Genomic DNA, 17405 nt, shown 5'->3' with positions numbered 1-17405 from the left:
ATCTATGTTCTGTTGAACTCGTCGTCCGTTTCTATGTGATTGATCACATTAAGGCGGGTTTACAAAAATTCGACCAGAACACATCAATGTCAGACCCAATAAAAAAAACGAAAAATCAAGGCATCAAGTAAAATTTAAATATTTTTTTGCTGACGGTATCGTGGTGCGTTCAGACAGTCTGTAGATTTCTCTTCTGTTGGGAGCAGAGAGCTCCTGTCATCTACAGAGAGGAACCAACGATGACCAACCCTCCACAAACAGAATACCCGGTTTACACAGATCGGCATGAGAATATACAAATTGGAACACCACGGCTAGCAGACATTGAAGGGCGAGCCCAGTTTGCTATGGGTGCGAACATTTTGCTCAGTATGAAAGATATAACGGCCCACAGTAACCTTAGCGATAAGCATTTTTACTGCCTTATTAAGCGCGGGTTATTCCCCCGTCCACTGAAGTTAGGTCGTTCGAGCCGTTGGCGTAAGAGTGACTATGAAGCATGGTTAAATGAGCGTGATACCAATCGCATTTTAACCAGCAGATAACGTTATTCGCATTAAATAATAATATTACCGGAAGGAGTAAATAGTTGAACTGAATCTAAATATTCTATTTAACAAATAAACTATTTATACCGAATTATCATATTCATATCGTGAGGGATATCTACGTCGGTCATGTATGGACTGACGTATATTCTTTATGTAAAGGGAACAATAAAAATGCATTACCCAGAACCTTATAACGCGCAGTCTAAACAGTTGCCCACTTCCCAGCCTCAACGAAAACGGTCGCATTTTCCTGTGAAAAGCCTTCCTAAACTTATTCGAGAAGCGACTGAGATACTCCATGACTATACACAAATCCCCGTTGAACTGATTGTCAGCGTTTTTCTCACGGTGCTGTCGTTGGTCTGCCAGTATATTACCGCCGTCAAACTCCCACATAGTGGCGCAGCAAAACCCGTGTCACTCTACCTATTGACAGCCGCTGAGTCTGGCGAGGGGAAGTCATTTATTTTAAAATTGTTAATGAAGCCGGTACTTGAGTGTATATCCGGTATGAATGAAGAATATCAATCACGTCTAAGAGAGTACAAAGGCAAGCATCGCATTTGGAAAACGGGTCAGCAAGCGTTGGAGGCCGTTTTGAGACAGGCGATAAAGCACGGTTATGACGGCGAAAATGAAACACGGGTACTGGAAGAGTACTGTAGCAAGGAGCCACAGAAACCCGTTAAACCGAAGTTCATCTATGAAGACGTATCTTACAAAGCGCTAATACAGGGATTAAGCCTTCAGGCTGAAGCGGGGATCATTACGGATGAAGGCATTTCGTTCTTCAAAGGGATGCTGAAAAACCACCTTGCCTTGCTCAATAAAGGCTGGGATGGCGGAACGTACGATTTCCAACGCGCAGAGGGTGAGAGCTATGAGCTTGAACTTTGTTTAATGATCTCATTGATGATCCAACCTAGTGTGTTTCATAAATATCTTCATACCCATGGCGAAACAGCAAAATCCAGTGGATTTCTTGCTCGTTTTCTTATTACTCAGGTAGAGAGTAATATAGGAAATCGTACTCGGCAGGTTGATATTGAAGATCTGGAACACGTGTTGGCGCCGTTTCATGATTATCTGAAAGAATTATTGGAAATACTGAAAAAACGCTTCTATGGTAAAAATATTCCTAGAGAAGTTATCAACCTTTCGGAGGAGGCAAAAGAATTACTTCAGGCTAAGCGAACGGAACTGGAGAGAAAAATCATACCCGGAGGTGAGTTGGCTCACATCAGCGACTTTATTTCAAAGTTCTCTGATAATGCTGTCAGGATAGCAGCCATATGTCAAAATGTGATTATATTACCTACTAAGACGTTTCTTAGTAATGTGCTAGGGTATAACATTATCGATAAGCAATGTATGCAAGACGCATTAGATATCATGGATTGGTATACTGAGCAAGCCAGTGAGTTATTTTATCCGATGTCTGAACGTTGCCAGTTTGAGAGGGATGTTCTTGAACTTCACTCATGGATTGCAAATGCATTAATTCAAAAAATGGATCAACTCAATGAACCCATTAGGTTAAGTGACATTATGCAGAGAGGACCGAATCGTTTAAGAAAACGGGAAGTACTAGAGTCCATATTGGCTCAACTTATCCATCAGAAGAGTATATTTTTGTTCTGTGATGTAAGAGGTGGGCCGACGTATATTTTACCTAATAATAATATCATGGAAGTAATGCCTTGCAGACTCAATTATTTATTTCCTCATGGTGTTAAATCTAAGTCAGTCAGTGAGTTCATCCCTGTACAGGCTAGCGTTTTACTTCCTGCGGGGGTAATGCCGCATTACCCCGTATGATTGGGTTGTTGTAATATTGTTATCACTGTTGTGTTGAGTATAAGTTCATACTGTACCAAGCGATAAAATAACATAGCTCGTTTAGTGAGCCATTTAGGTTTATGGACATCTGGTATGTGCCGCAAAGTTGCTAATTTAGCAGTTTAGCGGCACTTTTCAACGTAAAGGAATGAGAGTTGCTCATATTTCACCCATTACTTGGTCATCATATCTATATCGTTAGCGCATCATAAATGTTAATAACATGGGCGAGTTTTAAATTATTAATATCTGTGGGGGGGGAGGTAAGAGGAATGCGGTCAAATACAGCGCACAGGTTCAATGAAAAGCAGTTTGGAAATACCTGAGTTTAATGGTCAAGAAGCTAGGTGTTCTCTACATCATTTAATACATTTAACACTATCTTATTAGTGATAAACACTCACTGTTATTCTTATCAATATATTACCAAGTAGATTAATAACGTCATGGCAAGATGTATACGCAGTCATTGTAATGGAACTATTTATCGATTCACCCCTGCGGGGAGAGAGAGGCTTTGTGAAAAGCATTATCAAACGCTCTGCCATCATCGGGAAAATAAGATATTGAGAGCCACCTATGTCTGTCTTTATTGCGGTGTATCTCTGGCAGATAGCCGAAACAGTAAATACTGTTGCGTGCTTCATCGCCAACTTGCTTCACGGAAGTTGTTAAATAACTTACTCTCCCACTCATACTGGTATCGTATTGAGGACATGGTTGCTCGCAGTCCGTTTAAATTGAACTCGTTGCTCCGTATTACTGATGTTGCTGACATTATTAAATTGCAGCAATACAAAGCGAAGCATCAGCGTAGTTACCTGTTGTCGATGAGTGGGGGAAGTAAGCCCATACCACTCTTTAAACTCGAATTGTGCCATCGTTATCCTGTCAGTAAAGGCGGCATGAATACAGCGACGAATATCCTGATAGGCCCTAGTCTAATTAACCGAATGATTGGACATCGTATTCCTGCTCAAGACCGCGGTTTTGCGGGTATTAAAGCCATGGGTAAGATGATCCTATTCAATGGCAGTTTGTATGATGGCCTGGTTGGGCGTTTTGGTTTACAGGAGGTTAATGAAGCATTGGGGGGAATTAAGCTGAATAGGTTTTATGGTAATGAACCTCGTCCAATGAGCTTCAAGGGAATGGATAAAGACCTGCCTTTGTTCACGTTGCTACTTGAAGAATTATATCGTTTGGAGCTCGATGAATGGAGGGCACTTTTTATGGCGTTAAAATGTCACTATGAACGCCTTTTGCCTTTCCTGCTGGAGCTGCTTGCCGCATTAAGTTTTTATGCCGTTTTAACGGGCGATAGGGATCGCTTTCTGGCTCGTTTACGCCGATTTAATGATTGGTTTTTGTCTGAACATTCATCGGCACTTCATCCTTTTAGACGAGGGGGAGTAGAACGCTTTGAACGGATCCTTGTTCTGATGCTTAACACGTACTTGTTTAAGTTTTTCGCTGTGGATACTCATGATCCAGATGCCATCATCGAGTTTTACAACCGATTCTTCTCGGTCCCCGTTATCGCTATGGGAAACCCTGGTGAAGTCCTCTGTTATTCCTGGTTCAGAGGGAAGCAGTATCCGTCTACTACTCTATGGCTGGAACTTCGCTCAACATACAACATGGAAGATCCGCTGTGTGTCGCTGAGGTTATGTGATGAGAACAGCCCTTTAGTCAATTCGCCAACGTAGAGCAGTTGATACATCGCCATAGACCCCTTCACATCGTTGATGTCGATCTCCTATGAGTGACCGACGTTAAGGCGAAATGAAATTACGCCGATGGGCACCGCTAACACGTAGCTATTAACCAAAGTCTTTGATTGCGAGAAGTAATCTAGCTTCATTATCAGGGTATACAGATAACTTATATATACCCTGAGTTTTTTATTTCCCAGTGGATTTGCTTGGTTTTAATGCCGGAGTATTACCGGGAGTATCTTTATTGTCACGTCGACGTTGATCAGGTTTTCCTGTCGATTTAGCAATTGGTTTAGGACCAGGTTTAAGACCCATAATAGTTATCCTTTAAAGGTTTAAGAGGGAAGCCCTCGATATCGATATATGGGGTGTCATGAAAATTCTCAATAGAAGTAGTCTGCCTTCTAATGACTATTTTTCTTGTGTGTGATCAATGTCTGCTTCTGGGAGGACACAATCAACGCCTCAGGGAACTCCAGAAAATCTCACGACCATATTACTCATGTGAATCGCCGATTGACTCTCTTCCGGCATCGCTTTTCACAGGAGTTATCTATGTATCATCCCCCTGAGTCTCAGCCATATCCCATCGATACGCTAGAGTCCAGCCTTACGCTATTACCGCAAAACAGTATTGAACACATTCTTGCTCACCTTAAGCAGACTATTCACTATAAGCCCGTGATTGGCATCATGGGGAGCTCAGGGGCAGGCAAAAGTAGCCTGTGTAATGCGTTATTTCAGCAACCTGTCTGCCTGACTCATGATTTAACCGCCTGCACACGTGTTCCCCAGCGTCTTGTATTCACTGTCGGTGAACGCAGTATGACGTTGGTTGATTTACCCGGTATCGGTGAAACACCGGAATATGATGAAGAGTATCAGGCCCTTTACCGCGAACTATTGGCTGAGCTTGACCTGATTATCTGGGTATTACGCGCTGATGACCGTGCGCGTTCAGTGGATATTGCCACACATCGTCGGTTGCTCGAATACGGTGCTGACTCGGCACGCTTTCTGTTTGTGCTCACGCAGGCTGACCGTATTTCGCCAGCCCATGAATGGGACGAAACACAGGCGGTGCCCTCACCCACACAGTTATTGTCGTTGGCGGTGGTCAGCGCGCAGGCCGCAAGCCTGTTTCCCTCCTCATTCCCGGTCATGGCGGTGTCGGCACATACCGGCTACAACCTACCGGCGTTTGTGGCGCTGATGGTACATGCGCTTCCCCCTCAGGCCAGCAGTGCGGTTTACCGTCAGCTAAAACCCGAAAACAAAACCAAGGAGGCGGAGGCTATGGTACGCCAAGCCTTTGGTGATATGGCCGGTATCGCATTCGATACGGTGATTTATCCCAGCCATTATCCTCTTGGTTGGGCAGTGGTGCTCCGGCGGCTACGTAGAAAGTTGGTTCGGTTCGCCATGCAACTGTGGGACCGTTACTTTGGTTGAGAACGAACAGGGTTGATACCTCTCCGCATTTTTTCGTCTTCCTATACTCCGTGCGCGAGTAAGAGTCCTCACGCTTTGTGTGCTATGGGTATCAGAAAATACTTTATCGATCTATAATAACGATCGATAACATAAAATCGATCGTTATTATCTATCAATGTGCCATTTGATAATGCGCCATTCATTGCTTTAACCAATCAAAAAAGTAAGGGCTTTTGGCGTGATTGTGGGCGTCTAAAAGCAGCAAAAAAGAAGACGGCTATCACGGTGGCTGGAATAGGCCGCTGATGCACGTCTTTCACACGTCATGACATTTCATCTACCCAACAGAAGGACACGCTATGAGGGAGGTACTGGTATGTGTGTAACCCGGGCGCTGACAATAAAAAGAGGTCGGCAGTTTTTAATGATAACCATCGGCATGGCTGCGCTGACCGGTTGTGGTTATTTTGCGGATAACTGGGAGGTGACAGGTAATAAGTGCCAGGCCCTCAGCAGTGAAGAAAACGCTACGGCGGTAGTAGCCCGTGAGAACGTCGTGTTTATGAACATGGAAAGTGGATGCGCCCCTCGCCTTGATGAGTTCGGCACGCGCTTTACAGATATTGATATCGATGGGCATCGCTATCCAGCGACCCTTTTGTGTAACCGTGCGACGAATAACCACACGTTTACTATCGTGGGGACACCGATGGGGCAAGGGGAGCAGAGTGCACAGGCGCTGTCAGTTAAAGCCATAAAAGCGTTCACGGGGTTTATGGGGGCTAAGGTGACGATTGAGGGCCAGTCCTCTCATTTCAGCAAAGGAAACTTTACCCAAGCCTGCCGGGCTTTTCTTCCTCATCGCACAGAACAACGCCCCACAGCCTCTGCTGTGGCTGACAATAAACCTTCACTGACCCTTGATGACCTCAATCAGCAGTATAAAGCATCACATCCGCCTGAGCCCGTGACGGCCAAGCCAACGACACGACCTGAACGTGTGCCCGGTGTAGCACCATTAGCGCCAGAGGCGGTGGCACTGACCGCTGATATCTATGCACAAGCGCTGGCAAGGGCAAAGTCCACGTGGCTGATTTCATACCCCAAAGGCAAAGCAGACGAACAGGTCTGGGAGCGCATACGCCAACCGGATAAAACCCTTAACGGCGAGGTCGTGCGCGTTATCCGCTATACCACGACACAACCCGATACGGGGGTGATTTCCGATGTGGATGTTGAGATTAGCCCAGACGGCAGCGTGGGTTATGCCCTCAGTAAGGATAGAGCTTCACCAACGCCATCCGTACCTTCATCAACACCCTCGACGCCGGTTCAGGTACCACCACCACCGTCGACAACGGCCTATCCCATTAACGCCTTCTGCACGCTCGATAATGGCAAGCACGTCAGTGTCTATGCCGCCGATGGTCAGGATTACCGTTATCGCTATACCGACAAGAATGACAAAACCGAACTTGAGCTTAAAGAGGGGCTGTTCGGCGTGAAAGCCTTCCACTATTACACCCAGCTGGGCGTGGGGGCGGCGCGTTATATTCGATTCAATAAGGGCGTATATGACTATGTATTGCTGAGTAAAGACACGGGGCATGTGGAGTTCTATGGGGTACAGGTCTATAAAAATGGCGACCTGATTTCATCACATGAGTGCACCACCCCCTTAAATCTGGATACGGCCTCTCTGTCCAGCGATAGCCATCTCGATAGTGAAAAGATGGGCGAGTATTTCACAACACATTAATCACACCACGTTCATTTATAACAAGGGAACCGTTTATGCACGCACGCACTATTTCAACATTAAAAGAAACACTGAAAACACCGACTTGGCATTTTGTCTTGCTGTCTGCCGCCACGTATGGGATTTACCCGCTGATGTGGTTGTATAAAAACCAGGATGCAATGATGGATGAGCTCGGGCAACGCTTCGCCTCACGCGTCCTGGTTATTTGGATGGCCGTTTGTGCCGGGGTCTCCATCCTCCTCCACCTGATGTTTCCTCTTCAGCTCAATGAGTATGGCTATGGCTATGCCTATGATGATACCGCTGCAACGATGTCAGGGATTGCCGGTCTGATTTCATTCGCCTGGTTTATTTTGATGGTGGTATGGGCGTTCAAAGCTCGGGCCGCCTTACAGCAGTACGCGCTGATGCAATTTCGCTTTGAGCTTAAGATGAATCCGGCATGGACCGTGCTGTTCCATGTTTTCTACATTAACTATTGCATTAACGCGATGCCGGACGCATTAGCAAAACACCACATTATCCACGGCAGGCCGCACCCCGGCCCAAATGACACTCAGGAACAACAACCTTCATCATTATCGCCGACGTCACAGCCACAACCACCGGAACAGCCCCAGTAATCTTTCGGCCCTCTGCTTCGCTGGCATGAGGGCGCTTATTCATCTCGTCGGAAAGCACCTATGAACGTGTTCTATAAAAGAAATGGTATTCGCCATGATAACGTCAGTGAAGACGATAGAGCGCAATGTGCATTCGGCAGGTATGGCGGAATGGCAACCGCGGACAAAACCTCAGGTAAACGCATATCACCAATAAGGATAATTGTATGAAAAAACTGAGCATGCTCATCGTCATCAGCGTATTGATGTCAGCCCCCGCGCTGGCCCAAGTGGATGCTGCAACCGTACAGACCGCCACGCAGACGGCGCAAAAAGCCTATGAAGCCGTGACCGGTAATGATGCGCGTGATGTTGACTGGTCCATGTTTGAAGTCATTCCGGGAATGAAAGACCCCGCGACGCCGGGGCATAAACTTCGTGTTCTGCAGTGGGAGGGATTTAACCCAGGCTATCGCACTTATGACCGTGTCCGCGTTCTGGTCAATGAGGGGGGAAGCACAGTCGGCGCTGAAGTCCTGTATATGGGCCGCTGATAGCTCATCGGTTGCCATCATCGGGCCCATATCTGCATATGAGGTATGGGCTTTTACTTTTATGTCCCAGAAACGGGCATTCGCCGGGCTCATCATCGCGATAGGCCCGGCGCCCCCGCCTCGGCAAATACCACCGCTACGCGAAGCCCCTGTTTCCTTTTTGGATGCGGGGGCTTTTTGCTTTTATACCGCTTAATAAGGAAACACATCATGCGATTAGCCAGCCGTTTTGGTGCGGTGAATCAAATCCGCCGCGACCGTCCGTTAACCCATGAAGAACTGATGCATTACGTTCCCAGTGTCTTTGGTGAGGACAAACACATCTCTCGAAGCGACAAGTACACGTTTATCCCGACTATTACCTTATTGGAGAATCTACAGCGTGAAGGGTTTGAGCCGTTCTTTGCCTGCCAATCCCGTGTACGTGACCCAAGCCGTCGCGAGCACACCAAGCATCTACTGCGCCTGCGTAAATCGGGGCAAATCACAGGCCAACAGGTCCCAGAAATCATTATCCTCAATTCGCACGGCGGCGAGTCGAGTTTTCAGCTTTTGCCAGGGTACTTCCGAAGCATCTGTACCAATTCACTGGTCTGCGGACAGTCGTTGGGTGAAATTAAAGTTCCACACCGTGGCAACGTGGTGGAAAAAGTCATTGAAGGCGCTTACGAGGTGCTGGGTGTCTTTGACCGTGTGGAGGAGAAGCGTGAAGCCATGCAGTCTCTGCTGTTACCCCCACCGGCGCAGCAGGCACTGGCGCATGCCGCACTAACCTACCGTTTTGGAGAAAAACATCAGCCGGTGACCGCATCGCAGGTGCTGACGCCACGACGGTATGAAGACAAGCAGAACGACCTATGGACCACATACCAGCGAATTCAGGAATCCCTCGTGAAAGGCGGGCTAAGCGGTCGCACCGCACAAGGCAAACGCACCCACACTCGTGCCATTAACGGCATCGATGGCGACGTTAAGTTAAACCGGGCGCTCTGGGTGATGGCCGAGAACATGATGGACCTATTACGCCAATAACCTGCATTCCTCCCATGGGATCTACCTACATCTATGTCTATTCCTTAATCCGTTTTTCATTCAACACATTCATGCTTAGAGGAAAAATCCAATGCCCCTCAATACCCCTCATTCATTACTGGCTGACAATACTACGCCGGCTCTGACGGCAACCCTCGTCCCGGACGAACTGCGTGGAAGCTTCTGGCCGCAACATTTCGGCTGCATACCGCAGTGGATCACCCTGGAACCGCGTATCTTTGGCTGGATGGACCGATTTTGCGCTGATTATTCCGGCGGTATCTGGCTGTTCTACACGCTAAGCAACGGCGGGGCGTTTATGGAGCCTGAGCCTGATGAAGACCGCGATGACGCGTGGACATTATTCAACGCCATGAACGGCAACCGCGCTGACATGGGGGCTGAGGCGGCGGGAATAGCTGCCTGTCTGATGACCTATAGCCACCATGCCTGCCGTACCGGGTGCGAGGCCATGACCGAGCACTATTACCGACTGCGGGACTATGCTCTCAGCCACCCTGAATGTCAGGCCATTATGCGTATCATCGATTGAGATAAGGTGCTATGGAACAACAACTCCCGCTGTTTGCCGCCACACTAGCACCATCAGAACAGAAAACCATCCGGAAAGCCTTAACCCTGCTGGAGCGCCAGTTACGCGAACCCGGCGCGTCATTTACCTCAACCACCGCCGCACGTGACTGGCTACGCCTACACATGGCTGGGCTCGAGCGAGAAGCTTTTGTCGTGCTATTCCTCGATAACCAGAACCGTCTCATTACCCACGAAACCCTCTTCACCGGCACTATCAACCATACCCAAATCCATCCCCGCGAAGTCGTGAAATCCAGCCTAAAGCATAATGCGGCGGCCATTATCGTGGCCCACAACCATCCTTCCCATGAAGCAGAACCCAGCCACGCTGACCGCCAGATAACAACACGGCTCAAGCAGGCACTGGACCTGGTCGAAATACGTCTACTTGACCATTGGGTTATCGGTGGGATGGCGGTTGTGTCATTCACGGAACGGGGATGGCTATAGTCAAAGGAGAAAGCGCTCATGAAAATTATCAGTAAACGTCAGGCGATGACGATATACCGCCAGCATCCAGAGTCTCGGTTGTTTCGCTTCTGTACCGGTAAATACAAATGGAGCGGCAGCATCTGCCACTATGCCGGTCAGAATGTTCTAGATATCAGCGGTGTGCTTGCCGTGTTCGCTGAACGCCGTCAGGACCACAACGGCCCGTATGTCGTATTACGCAGCGTCACGCTCAATTAACGTTAATCAGGGAGTCACCCTTGTCGAATAAAACACCGCCAGTAAACCATGATATTTCTGAGCTCTGGTGGGGACTTAGCCCCACCGTCACGCCGTGCTTTGGTGCCCGGCTGGTACAGGAAAGCGACCGACTCCATTACCTAGCTGACCGTGCCAGCATCACCGGTAAATTCAGCGACGCGGATTTACGCCACCTCGACCAGGCGTTTCCGGTATTGCTTAAACAGCTGGAATTAATGCTCAAAAGTAGTGAACTCAGTCCGCACCATCAGCACTGTGTCACGCTGTATGCGAAAGGGCTGACCTGCGAAGCAGATAGCTTAGGCAGTTGTGGTTATCTTTATATCGCGATTTACCCGACACCACCTCAAGCGCAGCCGGAGGCTAATATCCATGCCATACGCCTGTAAAATCAGCGAGGTCATTGAACGGCTGCAACAGCATCAGCACGATAATTTCGTATTATGTTCACTCTGGTATGAAGACGATGTGCGCAGTGTGGATGCATCTGCCACGGATGAAGAGGCTCGCGCCGCCTTACGCCATGCTGCCAGTCACCACGATGCTGAGCAGGGCATTAACTGGGACACGTTGGAGGCCGCACTTGATACCATCCGGCAGAGAGGTCATCCACAGAAAAGCCCTCTGACTCAACGACCGCATTTACGGTAATACGTCCCTTATCACTCACGCCTTCTTTATTTAACAGAGAGCATTTCATTGCAAACACAACCCCTATCCCCGATGCGGGCGGCACTGGCCTGCCCGTCACCTGTCGACATCTGGCAGACGCTACTCACGCATCTGCTTAATCAACACTATGGTCTGACACTCAACGATACGCCGTTTGGCAACGACGGTGTCATTCAGGAGCATATTGACGCCGGTATCTCACTGGGTGATGCGGTCAACGTGATTGTCGAAAAGTACGATTTGGTTCGCACCGATCGTCATGGCTTCAGTATGGAAGAGCAATCGCCACTTATCAGCAGCATCGATATTCTCCGTGCCCGCAAGGCCTGTGGACTCATGACACGCAACGGGTACAAAGCCGTTACCGATATCACCCACGGCAAGTTCAGCGGGGTAACACAATGATGCTGTCCCTGACTATAGAAGCCGATGCCGTCAATATACTGGCCCTCAACATGGGCCGAATAGTCGTAGACATTGATGGTATCGACCTGTCAGCCCTCATCAAGGCTATCAATTGCAACAGTGGTACATTGCTGCTGGCGAGTGAGCCAGCCCCTGTGGCGGCAAATCTTCAAAACCATGAGCCATTAACGCCTGAACAAGGACTTGAGATAGTTATCCGTTGGCTTGAAGACAATATTGACGCTGATTCAACGATTATCTTCGACAACGATGACGACCGTACTGACTCAGCGGCGCTGTTGCCGTGTATCGCGCGCGCTTTAGCCGATATTCGCCAACGTCAAATCATGAACGGTCAATGACTATTGCATTCATGGTTAATGGTTAACGCCCAACATCTAACGACTTGCAAACCTACCGCGTATTCCCCCCACATCGCTAACCGTGATGTGGGTCTTCCCGATAACGCAAAAGAACATAAGGTAAAAAATAATGGCCATTATTCGCACAGAAAAAGAAAACGGAGAGAACCACTTACCCGCCGGTTGGCTCAGCGGCTTCACCACGCTGTGTGGGGGGGCTGAAGCGTCCGATACCGCCTTCAGCGATGCCCATGAGGGCACGGTCACCTGCGAGGTCTGCTGTGATATCGCCAACGCGATATTTCGCTCGGTACAACGTGAAGAGGTGGAGCATGCCCTAGTTTCTAGCATCAAAGTCTCGCCACCGATGAGTATCGTCAACCCATTACGCGCTCCGCATCCGCTTGACGGTGTGCAACTGAGTTTGATCGTCACTGTCACAGCAGCAGCATTCGAAACGCTGACGACCTTGGGAACGGAAGGCGTCTTTTATCCCATCACCGCCAGCTCACCCGTGGCACAACATCTGATTATTGATTTAGGCATGATACGAGATTGCGCCCTGGATTTTGATAAGCCGCAGTTTACGGCATGGTGCCGTGAACATCTGCCGCTAACGTTTTCAGAGCTTAAGCCCATCGGCTATCTGTTTGTCGTCGGGGCCGATGATATATAGCCCAACACGACCTTAAATGTGGCGTCCAACGGCGAAGAAACTACCAATGCCAATCTCGTGGGATACGACATCAAAAAATCATTGTTACCGGCAATCGTCTTCCGTTCTTTCTCCCCATCATCCCCTATCGTTCCATACCTGTCAGGTTGCTTTTCTCTCTCGCCATGACTGCAAGGGAAGGGCATCCCGTCGGTATTGATTAGCTACGCATAAAAGGAAACTTGATATGACCACAAACACAACGGATAACGCGGAATGCTTAACCGACCATACCGATGTGATTTGTTCCACCAGCATTGAACGTACTGTGAATGGGCGTAACGCTGCGCTGAAACAAATTGAAGCGTTAATGCACCAGCTTAACGATATCTCGACACTGACCCGCAGTATCGGCGGAAAAACCGCCCTAGACTGGGCCATGAAGCAAGATTTTCGCTGCGGCTGCTGGCTGATGGAAAAACCAGCCACCGCGATGAAAGTCATCACCCGCAATCTCGATCGCGGTATATGGCAAGACCTGATGAAAAGGTCAGGCATGCTATCGATTATGGATGCTCAGGCGCGTGAGCAGTGGTACAACAGTTTGGAAAAAGAGGATATTCCGGCTGTTAGCGAAGCCAATATCTTGAGTACTTTCGAGCAACTGCATCACAGCAAAGGTGACGTGTTTGAAAGGGGTGTCATCAACGTGTTTAAGGGATTGTCATGGGATTATAAGACAAATAGCCCATGTCACTTTGGCAAGAAAATCATCGTGACGGGACTGGTCAAATGCGACAGGTGGGGATTTGGACTTAACTGGGGCTGGCAGCGCGACCGCTTGGCAGACCTTGAGCGTATGCTAATGTTACTCGACGGAAAGCCTATTCCCGATAATCGTGCCGACGTCACCCGACGCCTAGGCGATCACATTCATGAGAACAGACACAGCAACAGTTATGAGGATGAGATGTTTGTAATCAAGTATTTTCAGAAAGGCTCTGCGCATATTACTTTTAAGCGGCCAGAGCTGGTTGATAAATTAAATGATATCATCGCTAAACACTATCCAGAGATGTTAGCTAAGTCTCTTTGAAGCGGAGAGTTTCAGTTGCTTCCTGCTGGTAAAAATGGCTCTAAACTGAGAATATACACATTGCTCTAACTCATTGATTTTTAATAATAGCAAACTAAAAATTATTGAGTATACAAGTGAGTATATAAAACAGTTTTCAATAATTTAATATTCATGTAATTCAGTCTGTTAGATTGTTTTTGCGAGTCCGGCCTTCGCACCATTAGTATGAAAATTAAGTCACCTCAGGGTGGCTTTTTTTATGTCTAGAATTCAGCTCCTGTAAGGCTTTCCGCACTTTTTCACTCAATTTCAGTCAACCGGATTTAATCTACATCAACTTAATGATGTGGGTACAAATGCGGGTATATCCCGGTTCGATAATGTTTGTACCCACACAGAACCCTTGAAAGGATACTCAACATGGCTCTGAGTGATGTAAAGGTTCGTACGGTCAAGCCTGAAGAAAAAGCCTATAAGCTTACCGATGGTGACGGCATGGTTTTGCTGGTTCATCCTAACGGCTCCAAATACTGGCGGCTACGCTATCGCTTCGGTGGTAAAGAGAAGATGCTGGCGCTGGGGGAATACCCTGAAGTGTCGTTGGCGGATGCCCGGGCACGGCGCGACGAAGCCCGTAAGCATCTAGCTAACGGTGTAGATCCTAGTGAGAACAAGAAAGCTGTTCATAAAGAGCAGGATCAAGAAGCGATAACTTTTGAAGTGGTAGCCAGAGACTGGCACACCAGCAATCAAAAGTGGTCGGCATCGCATAGCGCTCGTGTATTGAAAAGCCTCGAAGATAATCTCTTTGCCGCTATCGGAAAGCGGAACATTGCGGAGCTTAAGACTCGGGATCTTCTTGTACCCATTAAAGCCGTCGAGTCATCCGGGCGACTTGAAGTTGCCGCCCGTTTACAGCAGCGTACTACCGCGATTATGCGCTTTGCTCGCTGGTCAGAAGTGGATTTTGAAACGGCCATGTGGACGATTCCTGGTGAGCGTGAACCGTTGGAAGGTGTTAAGCATTCTCAACGTGGTTCGAAGATGCGGACTCCACATCTTGTTCCCTTATCGCGTCAGGCCTTAGCTATTCTGGAAAAGATCAAAAGTATGAATGGAAACCGAGAGCTGATCTTCGTTGGCGATCACGATCCGCGTAAGCCGATGAGTGAGAATACGGTGAACAAGGCTTTACGAGTGATGGGCTATGAAGTGGAATACTAAATCTGGCCACCTGAATAGAGGTGATATCATCGCCTCATAGTCAAAACAGGTGACATTATGACCGGACGTAACAGACGCAATTTTAGCCCCGAGTTTCGCCTCGAAGCTGCCCAGCTTGTACTCGATCAGCACTACAGCGTTGCCGCCGCTGCAACAGCAATGAATGTCGGTAAATCCACGATGGATAAATGGGTTCGCCAGCTTAAAGAAGAACGCGCAGGGAAATCCCCAAAGGCCTCTCCGATGACGCCTGAGCAACTTCGCATTCGTGAATTAGAAAAACGACTACAACGTGTTGAAATGGAAAACGATATATTAAAAAAGGCTACCGCGCTCTTGATGTCAGACTCCCTGAACAATTCTCGTTAGTTGAGAAACTCAGGACGCGGTTTCCTGTTGCCTTTATTTGCAATGTGTTCGGGATCCATCGCAGTAGCTATCGGTACTGGCTAAGCCGACCGCAGAAACCTGATGCAAAACACATCGTTATACTTAGCCTTAGTTCGTGAAGTTCATCATGCCAGTAATGGCTCTGCGGGGGCCCGGAGCATTGCCGATATGGTCAGCGCAAAAGGTGTTCCGTTGAGTCGCTGGCGGGCCAGTAAGATAATGAAAGAGCTGAATATTATTAGTTGCCAGCAACCGGAGCATCGCTACAAAAAAGCCACAAAAGAGCATGTGGATATCCCTAATCATCTGGATCGCCAGTTTGCAGTAACGGAACCTAATCAGACCTGGTGCGGCGACGTGACCTACATCTGGACGGGCAAACGCTGGGCTTATCTGGCGGTTGTTCTGGATTTATTTTCTCGCAAGCCAATAGGCTGGGCGATGTCGTTTTCTCCGGACTCAGTTCTGACAGGAAAAGCATTAACGATGGCCTGGGAAACCAGGGGAAAACCGGCTGACGTTATGTATCATTCTGACCAGGGAAGTCACTATACCAGCAGGGAATTCAGACGGTTATTGTGGCGTTATCGTATAAAGCAAAGCATGAGTCGACGAGGGAACTGCTGGGACAACAGCCCAATGGAACGATTTTTCCGCAGCCTGAAATCAGAATGGGTCCCGAACTGTGGATACGCTAATTTTAGCGAAGCAAATAGATCAATAACGAATTACATCATTGGTTATTACAGCCAGCTCAGACCCCACCAATATAACGGTGGCTTAACACCCAATGAATCAGAGCGATTGTTCTGGAAAAACTCTAAAACTGTGGCCAGTTTTTGTTGACCACTTCAGTTCCTGTTTGGCAAGGTAGATGATGATATATCTCAACCCGTGAATATAATCAGCATCCCGATAGTTAATCACCTTGCTGATATCTTCCTTATAGCTTTTCTTGTATTCACAGCGATGATACTTACCTTCGCCCTGAGTTATTTCCTTCCACAAAGCACCTATGCGTTCTGCTATCGGAAATGTTTTACGTATTTTTTGTCCGTCAAGATAGACCACCATATGAGAATGAAATTTACTGTCCTCGCCATGTTCAATAACACAAAAGAATCCGGCAACACCAGGCTCTTGTTCAACTCGTTTAAATAGCTTCCGCAGATCCTGTTGAAGGTGATTGTATTCCTTTTTGTAACTTTCTGAATTCTGGTTGTACGAAAAGTCCAGTCTTATACCAATCACCTTTGAATAACGGTCAATGACATTGTTTAGGTGATTGTTTATCAGACTATGTAAAAACCAGTCCATTTTATATTTGGCAATATATGGATAGTTATCGTTCATGTTGTTTCCTCTGAGGTTATGGTTCAGAGGAAGGGGATGTGTTGTATTTTTTGTCAGGTGGTTTGATGGTAAGGATCAGAAGGGATATTAATTAAACTAATTACCCTTAATTATATTCTTTCTTTTTATTTGCCTTTTTCTATAGACATGCATTAGTGGTAGAAACTGTATCCGTGGAGGTGGGCATGATTCAGTTGTCTGGTCCCATGCATGGCGTAAATGATAAAAACCTGCAGCCACACCCCGACACTATCCTTCGTTGATACAGGGCAATACCATAGCAACCATATGTAAAAAATCTTGCCACCCTTGCCTCAAAGGCATTTCCCCTTATAATTTCTGTGTTTCAGGCACATCAACGCTATGGTTTCTAGGAAAAGAAACAACATGCATTACTAAAATATTACTTAAAAATCACTAAAAAACCACTGTTTTAAGATTGAATAATTTTATGATTTTATGTATTCC

General features: G+C 47.5%; 19 protein-coding genes and 3 pseudogenes. 20 read left to right on the top strand and 2 right to left on the bottom strand.

Annotated elements, in window-relative coordinates:
- Positions 1–239 precede the first annotated feature (239 nt).
- The 3 genes from AB3Y96_RS19725 to AB3Y96_RS19715 all read left to right on the top strand — a co-directional run bounded on the left by AB3Y96_RS19725 (position 240) and on the right by AB3Y96_RS19715 (position 4066).
- Positions 240–545: a helix-turn-helix transcriptional regulator gene (locus AB3Y96_RS19725; protein WP_367300030.1), complete on the top strand. Its 306-nt coding sequence runs from the start codon at positions 240–242 to the stop codon at positions 543–545.
- Positions 546–722: 177 nt separating this feature from the next.
- Complete coding sequence (locus AB3Y96_RS19720) at positions 723–2369, top strand: YfjI family protein (protein WP_367300029.1); 1647 nt, start codon at positions 723–725, stop codon at positions 2367–2369.
- 737 nt (positions 2370–3106) lie between these two features.
- Positions 3107–4066, top strand: coding sequence for a hypothetical protein (locus AB3Y96_RS19715; RefSeq protein ID WP_367300028.1), 960 nt, complete (start codon positions 3107–3109; stop codon positions 4064–4066).
- Positions 4067–4295: 229 nt separating this feature from the next.
- On the opposite strand, the gene AB3Y96_RS19710 is transcribed toward AB3Y96_RS19715, so the two are convergent.
- Positions 4296–4424, bottom strand: coding sequence for a hypothetical protein (locus AB3Y96_RS19710; RefSeq protein WP_280136011.1), 129 nt, complete (start codon positions 4422–4424; stop codon positions 4296–4298).
- A 240-nt stretch (positions 4425–4664) separates the two neighbouring features.
- Here AB3Y96_RS19710 and AB3Y96_RS19705 point away from each other — a divergent pair, with 240 nt between their 5' ends.
- The 17 genes and pseudogenes from AB3Y96_RS19705 to AB3Y96_RS19625 all read left to right on the top strand — a co-directional run bounded on the left by AB3Y96_RS19705 (position 4665) and on the right by AB3Y96_RS19625 (position 16430).
- Positions 4665–5561: a GTPase family protein gene (locus tag AB3Y96_RS19705; RefSeq protein WP_367300027.1), complete on the top strand. Its 897-nt coding sequence runs from the start codon at positions 4665–4667 to the stop codon at positions 5559–5561.
- A 406-nt stretch (positions 5562–5967) separates the two neighbouring features.
- Complete coding sequence (locus AB3Y96_RS19700) at positions 5968–7302, top strand: hypothetical protein (protein ID WP_367300026.1); 1335 nt, start codon at positions 5968–5970, stop codon at positions 7300–7302.
- A gap of 35 nt (positions 7303–7337) precedes the next feature.
- Positions 7338–7928: a DUF4234 domain-containing protein gene (locus AB3Y96_RS19695; RefSeq protein ID WP_367300025.1), complete on the top strand. Its 591-nt coding sequence runs from the start codon at positions 7338–7340 to the stop codon at positions 7926–7928.
- 206 nt (positions 7929–8134) lie between these two features.
- Complete coding sequence (locus tag AB3Y96_RS19690) at positions 8135–8461, top strand: hypothetical protein (protein WP_367300024.1); 327 nt, start codon at positions 8135–8137, stop codon at positions 8459–8461.
- 210 nt (positions 8462–8671) lie between these two features.
- Positions 8672–9493 carry a DUF932 domain-containing protein gene (locus AB3Y96_RS19685; RefSeq protein WP_367300023.1) on the top strand — a complete coding sequence of 274 codons (822 nt, stop codon included), beginning with the start codon at positions 8672–8674 and terminating at the stop codon, positions 9491–9493.
- Between the two features lie 91 nt (positions 9494–9584).
- Positions 9585–10046 carry an antirestriction protein gene (locus AB3Y96_RS19680; RefSeq protein WP_367300022.1) on the top strand — a complete coding sequence of 154 codons (462 nt, stop codon included), beginning with the start codon at positions 9585–9587 and terminating at the stop codon, positions 10044–10046.
- An 11-nt stretch (positions 10047–10057) separates the two neighbouring features.
- Positions 10058–10537 carry a DNA repair protein RadC gene (radC, locus tag AB3Y96_RS19675; RefSeq protein ID WP_367300021.1) on the top strand — a complete coding sequence of 160 codons (480 nt, stop codon included), beginning with the start codon at positions 10058–10060 and terminating at the stop codon, positions 10535–10537.
- Between the two features lie 18 nt (positions 10538–10555).
- Positions 10556–10777 carry a DUF987 domain-containing protein gene (locus AB3Y96_RS19670; protein ID WP_168780275.1) on the top strand — a complete coding sequence of 74 codons (222 nt, stop codon included), beginning with the start codon at positions 10556–10558 and terminating at the stop codon, positions 10775–10777.
- 20 nt (positions 10778–10797) lie between these two features.
- Positions 10798–11187 (top strand): type IV toxin-antitoxin system YeeU family antitoxin, encoded by a 390-nt coding sequence (locus AB3Y96_RS19665; RefSeq protein WP_367300020.1) that lies wholly within the window; start codon positions 10798–10800, stop codon positions 11185–11187.
- Complete coding sequence (locus AB3Y96_RS19660; protein WP_367300019.1) at positions 11171–11449, top strand: hypothetical protein; 279 nt, start codon at positions 11171–11173, stop codon at positions 11447–11449. The genes AB3Y96_RS19665 and AB3Y96_RS19660 overlap by 17 nt, the downstream gene beginning before the upstream one ends.
- A gap of 48 nt (positions 11450–11497) precedes the next feature.
- Positions 11498–11875 carry a TA system toxin CbtA family protein gene (locus AB3Y96_RS19655; RefSeq protein ID WP_367300018.1) on the top strand — a complete coding sequence of 126 codons (378 nt, stop codon included), beginning with the start codon at positions 11498–11500 and terminating at the stop codon, positions 11873–11875.
- Positions 11872–11982: pseudogene (locus tag AB3Y96_RS19650) on the top strand (DUF5983 family protein); the annotation flags it as partial. The gene AB3Y96_RS19655 and the pseudogene AB3Y96_RS19650, both read left to right, overlap by 4 nt.
- Before the next feature lie 48 nt (positions 11983–12030).
- The gene (locus AB3Y96_RS19645) at positions 12031–12237 is read left to right on the top strand and encodes a hypothetical protein (protein WP_367300350.1); all 207 of its coding nucleotides are present in this window, start codon (positions 12031–12033) and stop codon (positions 12235–12237) included.
- A gap of 130 nt (positions 12238–12367) precedes the next feature.
- The gene (locus AB3Y96_RS19640; protein WP_367300017.1) at positions 12368–12913 is read left to right on the top strand and encodes a hypothetical protein; all 546 of its coding nucleotides are present in this window, start codon (positions 12368–12370) and stop codon (positions 12911–12913) included.
- A 226-nt stretch (positions 12914–13139) separates the two neighbouring features.
- On the top strand, positions 13140–13988 hold the full coding sequence (locus AB3Y96_RS19635) for a DUF4942 domain-containing protein (protein WP_367300016.1): 849 nt from the start codon (positions 13140–13142) through the stop codon (positions 13986–13988).
- 402 nt (positions 13989–14390) lie between these two features.
- A pseudogene (locus AB3Y96_RS19630) lies at positions 14391–15182 on the top strand (tyrosine-type recombinase/integrase); the annotation flags it as partial.
- Positions 15183–15251: 69 nt separating this feature from the next.
- Positions 15252–16430, top strand: a pseudogene (locus AB3Y96_RS19625) (IS3 family transposase).
- On the opposite strand, the gene AB3Y96_RS19620 reads toward AB3Y96_RS19625, so the two are convergent.
- Positions 16380–16937: a hypothetical protein gene (locus tag AB3Y96_RS19620; RefSeq protein ID WP_367300015.1), complete on the bottom strand. Its 558-nt coding sequence runs from the start codon at positions 16935–16937 to the stop codon at positions 16380–16382. The pseudogene AB3Y96_RS19625 and the gene AB3Y96_RS19620 overlap by 51 nt on opposite strands.
- Positions 16938–17405: the final 468 nt, after the last annotated feature.

The organism is Hafnia alvei (assembly GCF_964063325.1).
In the GTDB taxonomy this organism is placed as follows: Bacteria; Pseudomonadota; Gammaproteobacteria; order Enterobacterales; family Enterobacteriaceae; genus Hafnia; species Hafnia alvei_B.
Note: the sequence above shows the minus strand (reverse complement) of the source record. Positions and strands in the feature narration are given on the sequence as shown.